Here is a 7384-nt window from a genome sequence, read left to right on the forward strand (position 1 = left end):
AAACTCACTCTACCTTTTACCCAGAAATCAAGCTCATCTAAGCGGAGAAGAGCCGTTGAAGTATCGAAAGGTAACGCCAAATTAAGGTGTGAACAACGCTTACACCTTACTTAAACCATTGTGCCATAAACACTAAACTTACTTGAAGTGAGACCGCCGAGCGTTGTGAATCACTCTTAAACTTCTTGTTAGATTTTATTATCAACCAGTGCAACTCTCAGCCGTTTGGCACATTTAACATCACGTTTGCTCTCAGGGATTTGAACAAATTGTAGGAAATCCGGGAAGCCAGTCATTTTGATACATATAACCAGTAAATCTTCGCAAAATTCTAAAATGTTAGTAACAAAAATTAGTAAGTCTTTTGCTATAGAGGATTTAGGGTCGTCATTCCTATGCCAACATGGTTCACTAAGCTTATGCTGCATAGAATGAGGAGCTGTTACTAATTCGAAGTTATGGATATGCAAATTACCAGAAAATCCACCTGGGTGCTCAACCGCATTGCGCATTGCTACAACCTGCTTGATCCATAAATCATGATCTTGCTTAATTAGCACTGCAAGTTCTGAATCTTCACCAAATGTATCGACAGTCCAAGAATGGATTTTGTCAAAACGTGCTTCGTTAAATTCCTTAGCGAAGAAAAATCCAAAAAGTTTTGAAAGGTCTCTTAAAGCAGATTTAGCACAATACAAAAATTGTTCAACACGCTGTTCTAATCGCATCAAATTAGGAACCTCAATAACTCGACCTTGAGACTGAGTTATTAGCCCGCTTTCATTCAACTCGTTCGCAATCGCCATGATTTCTTTTGATATTTCTTGTGCAATATCATCACACTCCAACAACCTCGGCTGTACTTCTCCATGAAAAAGCGCAAATACTTCATCTTGCCTATTTTTTTCTAAGCTACTGAATTGTAAAAGTTCGATAGTTTGAAGTGAGAGCCTAGCAACAATAGGATTCGCAGTCCCATGTTCCGAAACTTGTTTTAGTTGAAATGTCACAATGTCTCCTTAAAAATCTAACGCCAAATTAAGGTGTGAACAACGCAACCACCTTACCTAAAGCATTGCGCCATAAACACTAAACTGACTTGAACTAAGGGCGCCAAGCGTTGTGAATCACTCTTAAACTTCTCAGGTTTTCTTTTCACTCGATGCTAAAAGCTCTCGTTCACGTTCTACAACCCTTTGAGGATAAGGAAGTCTGCCATCTTGAAGCTCTGCGCTCTTTACAAGCCAGGGGTTTCCTTGGGAATAAAGATCATTCATTGATTCAGGACCATGTAGTACTGGGGTAAACACGACTTGCTGGACTGAGTTAGATTTCAAGAATTGGCTTAGCTTTTGGTCTACCTTTGCCTGAAAAACTTCTAGATCAATCATTTCTTCATTAGGTAATTTTACGGCAATTGGCCCTAGAGGAAGGTACTTAATTACATTGGGCCATCTAGAAGCGTTACTCCACCAAATTGCCGGCATTTCGAGTTGGCTATTACCTTTAGTCACAGGATGAAGGTGTAGATATTTAATACTGAGGTCAACAAGCTCACCAAACTCAGTGATGAGCCAAACATGGTGGTCGTCTCCCCAAAAGCCGTTCCACCTTGGAGCGATCTTGTTGTCGATAAATACTTGCGACACACACACTTCCCCTGTGTACGCTTGCGTCTTGATACCAACCCTTTTCAAAATTGAGGATATAGCAAGTGAAGCCTGCAGGCATCGCATAGAGTAAGAGTCAAAATAATGCTGTTTCAACACGCTCTCAACGACGGTAAAACATAACCTACGTAGAAAATCAGGAGTTCTTCGCTCATTTTGAGCTTTAATAGCCAGCTTATCCAAGAAAGCTTTTTTTATCATGTCTCGATCTCCATTGAAAACCTAACGCCTGCATAACACGTTTGCTACCATGCAGATTAAGCCTAAATTTACCACTTAATACGGTAAACCCAAAGACAATCTAAAATGCCGAATGTAGTAAATCGTGTTGATGCGATTGTTAGCCATTATCATGGTAAGATCTATTTTTAATCCCTGCAATACCAATGATATTTTCATCTTTTAACTTTAAGTTTGAATGATACCGAAATTTCATTGTGATATGTGTATTTGCCGTTTCCCACACCGCCTTATCAAGAACATTAACGAATTCATAAGCACGATTGATATCAAACGCATCTAACTTTGTAAAAAGAGTATTTAGAGCTATCTTATTATCCATATGTCCTGACAGCTTATTCCTTAATAACCGTAATTTTTTATATGTATTTAACATATCCGTATCAGAACGAACACTATCTAGGGCTTGAATACTGCCAATATTGCCCTTTTTAACAATCTCATATAGGCCGTCTATAGAATACCTATTATTATTATCCTTAAAAACAGTATCCCACATATTTACTGCATGAAGGATATAGTCAATTTTAAAACTTCTTAACATCAAGTCGCTTAAGTTGTAATTAATGAAATTTGTGATAAAAAAGTTTGCAAAAATTGATAACTCTTTTGATGAGTTATACCTATAAAAAGAAGATGCTATCGGATTCGATGATATTTCTTTTATTTGATCTCCTCCGGAGAACAAGAAATTATTTGATAAACGATACCCTTCATGAAATTCCTTATGATATTCACCAAGAACACCTTTAGACAAAGATAAAATATCATTGTTTAAATTAGCATCTAGTATTTCATTTACCTTAACAAAATCCCCTCCTAAATGATTTTCCATTTCGGAGATAGTACTGGAAATTTTTATTTTTGTTATCTGATCAGATGCATAAAATGCATCAAAAAACTCACCATTTTGTTGGTGTGCTAAGAAAATATTTCTAATATCTCGATATGCTTTATTATTTCGAGATTTAATTAAATCTTCAAACGACATAAAACATAATATAATTTTAAAGGCTAAAAACCTTTTTAAACAATCGTTACTTGTTTGTTCAATTATTGATTCATACATTTTTGATACATTCAATAAATAATTTAATTTTTCTTTCATAATAACCTATTACTAAATGGAATGGCTAACGCTCAATTAAGGTGTGAAGCACGCGACCACATAAATCAACTGGAACATCGTAATCAATAAACTAAACCCAAACAAAAATGCCAAGCGTTATGAATCACTCCTAAATTGCTTGTTATGTTTTATTTATCACTATTTTCACATGAAGTTTGTATTTATTGAATACAGACTTCAAAACTTGAAATTCTCTAGTGACGTTTTGTTCATATTCAGCGTGGTCAACTTCATGTGGGCGATATACATATTGCACTGAGCGATACTTACCAATTTGTTTTCGTAGTAGTATTGGATTGAGAAGAGCGACATCATCAGCTGGGTATAACAATTCTAATTTTGCATATTCATTAATTATTGAAGACATCAATTCATCAAACGTACGGTGAAGGTACGAAGTTCTCTCACGCTCATAATCACTAAACTCAGGATCATGCGGATAATCTTCCATTACTCGATTCGTCAAAATCGTACTTTGTTCTACAGTGCAATCTAGCAACTTAAGTAGTGTTTCGTAGTAAGCTGTAAATGAGATAACCTTATTTTGCTTGCGCCACTGCCCACCAACATAGAACGCGACAAAAACACCAATTATAGTACCTACACCGGCTAAAATTGAGCCAACAGCTGAAACAATATCTGTCCACTTAATACCGGAAAAGATCTCACCGAATGATGTAGTACCCAGCAAAAAACCAAAACAGGTCAATACGATGGAGAACACTGCAACTACACCCGTTCCTGTAACCTTCACTTAATACCCCATACTCTAATTTTAAAACATAACGCTCCGTTAAGGTGTAAGCAACGCAATAACGATGCTTCCGCATACCACCTTAACCACTAAATACAGCGCATAGTAGAAATGCCACGCGTTGCGAATCACTCTTAAACAGTTTGTATGGCATTTTAGCCCACTAGTTCATCAATATAGCTCATAATTGAACGAGTTAAATTGATGGCAAACTGAGCATCGGTATCAGTAAGAAGAACCTGATTTGCATGCGATAAGCTATGATGATTTCGAAGGTAGTTTATTGTATCCAACATAGCCCCTGCAGACCGAAGCATCGAGAATATTTTATCATTTCGACCTACATCGGGTTGTTGTTTGATATACGCATTAACCTTGGGTAGTAAAGCTGTAATAGCATCACCACTAGAATATGAAATACCCTTATTATCACAGACCTGCTTCAAGAACCCATGCAGTGCGGTATGTGCTCGATCGTATGCACTCGAAGCACCTTGAGTTGTAAGTAACACTTCTGCATCTTCTAATGCTTTAAATACTGTTTGATTGGCATTAGAAACGTTGGGGCTAGCGACCACTTCTATGCCATCAGCAAAGGCTTCGATAGCATTATATAGTTCACCCTCTTTTCTTCTCAGTGCAGCTTGAACTCCGGACATTTCCCAAATTTCTTTGAGATTATCCTCATCACTATCCAAGATATACTTAACAGCTTCGATGCAGCCTTGCTTCAAAGTCTCATTACCCCAGTTCACATCTTGAATAAATCGCGAATGGTATTGCATAAAGATCTCTGTATCAGTCAGTGCAAACAGCTCTTTCCAATCCCCTGAATTGAATATTTCCATTAGAACATTTGACAGTTTGATACGCTGCCGACTATTTAAACTACACATAACTTCGTTCGCTTTCAGAAAACATATATACCTGTTACATGGGGATTAGATTCGAGTTTTCAATGACTTGAAGCCTAACATTTTAATATCGTGCCAGCACGAATTCATATATTCAGAATATCTCAAGTATTGTACCTAACCAACTAAAATATATGCATGTAATACAATATACTTCTGATTTTCTAGTTGAAAACCGTGCAGACACACATTGCTTCCTAATCGAGGCACGTTATCAATCAAGAACTTCCATTTTGTTCTCTACTATTTAATCGCTTAGAAACACTTGAGCAGCATATTCGTACGTAACTGTGATTAAAGGTCAGTCTGTAGTGGGTTAGAAGTTTTGGCGACATAATTAGAGCTCTAGGCATGAGGAAAAGTAAGGCAAGTTGCTGGGTTTGAAACTGAGTTCAATCCCTATCTGACTCACTTTGGGGCATTTCTGAGGTAGAACGTGCCACAGGTAAAAGTTCAGCCTGTGATGGTTTTGGACATAAATAAGTTTCGGAAAACCGATACCCCCAAAGTGGAAGAGACTGATGAGGTTCGGTTGTAATAGAGAACTGGGCGTTGGAAGTGATTGGGATGGCTTAAAAATAGTTGGTAATAAGCTAGGCTTGATTTGTAGCAACTGGAATTTTATTAATTGCGACTCTACCGGCAGTATCACCATTACCATACATAACGATGATTACCGAGTTTTCCGGTATTAACTTTGCGGTAGACTTCGTTGTGGCATCTTCAGTGATGTAGGTCTTAGCAGAAAAAACCTTACAATTATTCACTTCCTTAGTTTTAATCCAAGGTACTGTCCCGTCGATATAAAACTCTTTAACTCGTGTACTTGGAGTCCCTCCAGAACACACTTTTGTAGGTCGTGACGCCAATTATTTGATTTAGTGGTAGAACTCTCGCTCAATGAAAGTCCCTATCACTTTATCGTGCATTTCTTCCGATTTCGAGAAGCCAATAGCTTTACGCACTAAACGTTTTTATCTGGAACGCAAAGTCAAATTGGTTCGTTCAATCCGCTGAGTGAACCTTTTCCCTACAACATGTTTTTCTTTTGGCAATTCTTTCGAGTAGACGCTGAAATCATCGGTGAAAAAGAAACTGATGTCGAATGGCTTAAGTAAAGCAAGTAACGCTCGCAGCTCATCTGTATTGCGCTTACCAAAGGCATGAGCAATGATGCGTTTATAACCGGGCTCCAATGCATACCAAAGCCAACGACGATTTTTTTTGTTTCCTACGAATGACCACTGTTCATCGACCTCACAGATGAGAGAGATGTTTGCTCTATCGAAAGGTATTGAGGTGACTTGTTTCGGCGAGAGTTTTTTAAAGTGCGCAGTACCGTGTTATGGCCAACTTTTAAGACACGACTTGTTTCTCTTACACCAGAGCTATTCATCGCCATATCAATGATTTGCTCTTTGACCTTGGGTTTATATGCTTCGTAAGCATAATCAAGTTGAAATGAGCGTTTGCACTCAAGGCAACGAAACCGCTGAAAGCCTGACACACCAGTACCATGTTTACGAACATACTCCGTTTGGTTGCAAAACCGACAGTTAACTTGAATAGTAGCCATAATTTTTAATTCAGAGTTGAGGGACTACCATTCTAACTCAAGCTCACCATGTTGGAGTCATGACCCAATTTCTTAACCTTTTTCTTTAACACCTTCAATGTCGGTAATTGGTCCTGTTTAGATACCCACTGCTGCCAACCAAAGAGTGATTGCTCATAGAAACGTACAAACATCCCCTCTTTTATGCCAACAATACGTTGACTGCTTTCAACCAATGCTAATTTAGTTTCAATATTCACTTATCTTCCCCCCCTAAAAAGTGCCAGATGCAACTCTGGCACTTCAAAAACTAAAATTAAAAATTAAAAATTAAAACGTTAAACTCTAAACGCTCAACTTTAAGGATTTGAGACGCAGGATACGTAGCCCGTGAGGCTCGGCTGGTTGCTGAAGACGTAGCCATTGACGAGGTCCACGTCGTAATAGAGAGAACCATTAGGAGTCGCCGACCAATAGTAGTAGTTGGTCGGCCAACCGCGCGCGATAAACATCGGGCCGAATGCGTCGTATAGCTCCGTTTTTAACTCGTCTCTTGTCGCTAAACGCCAGTTAGTTCGTCCGCCGAGACTATGGGTGTTGTAGGTAGTACACAGTGCATTTGCGTTATTCCAGTCGAATAGGTAAAAATCACCACCAACTGGGCCGGAATTTCCGCTTTCAGTATGAGTACCGTTTGTAGCACTACCGCCAATGCTGTCTAGATAGGCCGCTGATGGTGAATTGGTAAGCAACTTACCACTACCACCTCTATCGTAGATATCAATACATGTACCAGCCAAGTTACACACATTCACCTCCACCGTATTACTGGGGATGCCATCTTTGGTGGCCGTGAGTGTCGTACCACCCGTTTCAACCGCAGACAGTAAACCGGTTGATGACACGGTTGCCGTCGCTGTATCGACAGGAGCCCACGTCACTGAGCTAGAGACGTCAGACGAGGTTGCATCACTGAATGTCGCTATGGCGATTAACTGGTCAGTCTGACCTTTCGCAATATTCACAGGCGAAGGGGTCACTTGAATGGCCGTAATGACCGCTGCCGACACATTCACCTCCACCGTATTACTGGGGATGCCATCTTTGGTGGCCGTGAGTGTA

At 39.2% G+C, this 7384-nt stretch carries 8 protein-coding genes and 1 pseudogene; all 9 read right to left on the minus strand.

The window, feature by feature from the left end:
• Positions 1-188 precede the first annotated feature (188 nt).
• Complete coding sequence (locus tag ACED25_RS22135) at positions 189-1010, minus strand: hypothetical protein (RefSeq protein ID WP_371696113.1); 822 nt, start codon at positions 1008-1010, stop codon at positions 189-191.
• A gap of 132 nt (positions 1011-1142) precedes the next feature.
• On the minus strand, positions 1143-1871 hold the full coding sequence (locus ACED25_RS22140) for a hypothetical protein (protein ID WP_371696115.1): 729 nt from the start codon (positions 1869-1871) through the stop codon (positions 1143-1145).
• Positions 1872-2010: 139 nt separating this feature from the next.
• Entirely contained in the window at positions 2011-3018 is a 1008-nt protein-coding gene (locus tag ACED25_RS22145) for a hypothetical protein (RefSeq protein WP_371696116.1), read from the minus strand.
• A gap of 142 nt (positions 3019-3160) precedes the next feature.
• Positions 3161-3793 carry a hypothetical protein gene (locus tag ACED25_RS22150; protein ID WP_371696118.1) on the minus strand — a complete coding sequence of 211 codons (633 nt, stop codon included), beginning with the start codon at positions 3791-3793 and terminating at the stop codon, positions 3161-3163.
• Positions 3794-3948: 155 nt separating this feature from the next.
• Positions 3949-4689, minus strand: a complete 741-nt coding sequence (locus ACED25_RS22155) for an abortive infection family protein (RefSeq protein WP_102535574.1) — start codon at positions 4687-4689, stop codon at positions 3949-3951.
• Positions 4690-5300: 611 nt separating this feature from the next.
• Complete coding sequence (locus ACED25_RS22160; protein WP_102502638.1) at positions 5301-5555, minus strand: restriction endonuclease subunit S; 255 nt, start codon at positions 5553-5555, stop codon at positions 5301-5303.
• A gap of 30 nt (positions 5556-5585) precedes the next feature.
• Positions 5586-6283, minus strand: a pseudogene (locus ACED25_RS22165) (IS1 family transposase).
• 32 nt (positions 6284-6315) lie between these two features.
• Positions 6316-6522, minus strand: a complete 207-nt coding sequence (locus ACED25_RS22170; protein WP_102258143.1) for a hypothetical protein — start codon at positions 6520-6522, stop codon at positions 6316-6318.
• 99 nt (positions 6523-6621) lie between these two features.
• The coding region (locus ACED25_RS22175) for a DUF1566 domain-containing protein (RefSeq protein WP_371696120.1) at positions 6622-7384 on the minus strand (763 nt) is incomplete at its 5' end.

It is taken from the genome of Vibrio sp. 1F263 (assembly GCF_041439035.1).
GTDB classification, from domain to species: domain Bacteria; phylum Pseudomonadota; class Gammaproteobacteria; order Enterobacterales; family Vibrionaceae; genus Vibrio; species Vibrio tasmaniensis_A.

Excerpts from the sequence above, each read along its gene's own strand:
- ACED25_RS22140 (WP_371696115.1), bottom strand. The coding sequence starts at position 1,871 with ATGATAAAAAAAGCTTTCTTGGATAAGCTGGCTATTAAAGCTCAAAAT.
- ACED25_RS22145 (WP_371696116.1), bottom strand. The coding sequence starts at position 3,018 with ATGAAAGAAAAATTAAATTATTTATTGAATGTATCAAAAATGTATGAA.
- ACED25_RS22155 (WP_102535574.1), bottom strand. The coding sequence starts at position 4,689 with ATGTGTAGTTTAAATAGTCGGCAGCGTATCAAACTGTCAAATGTTCTA.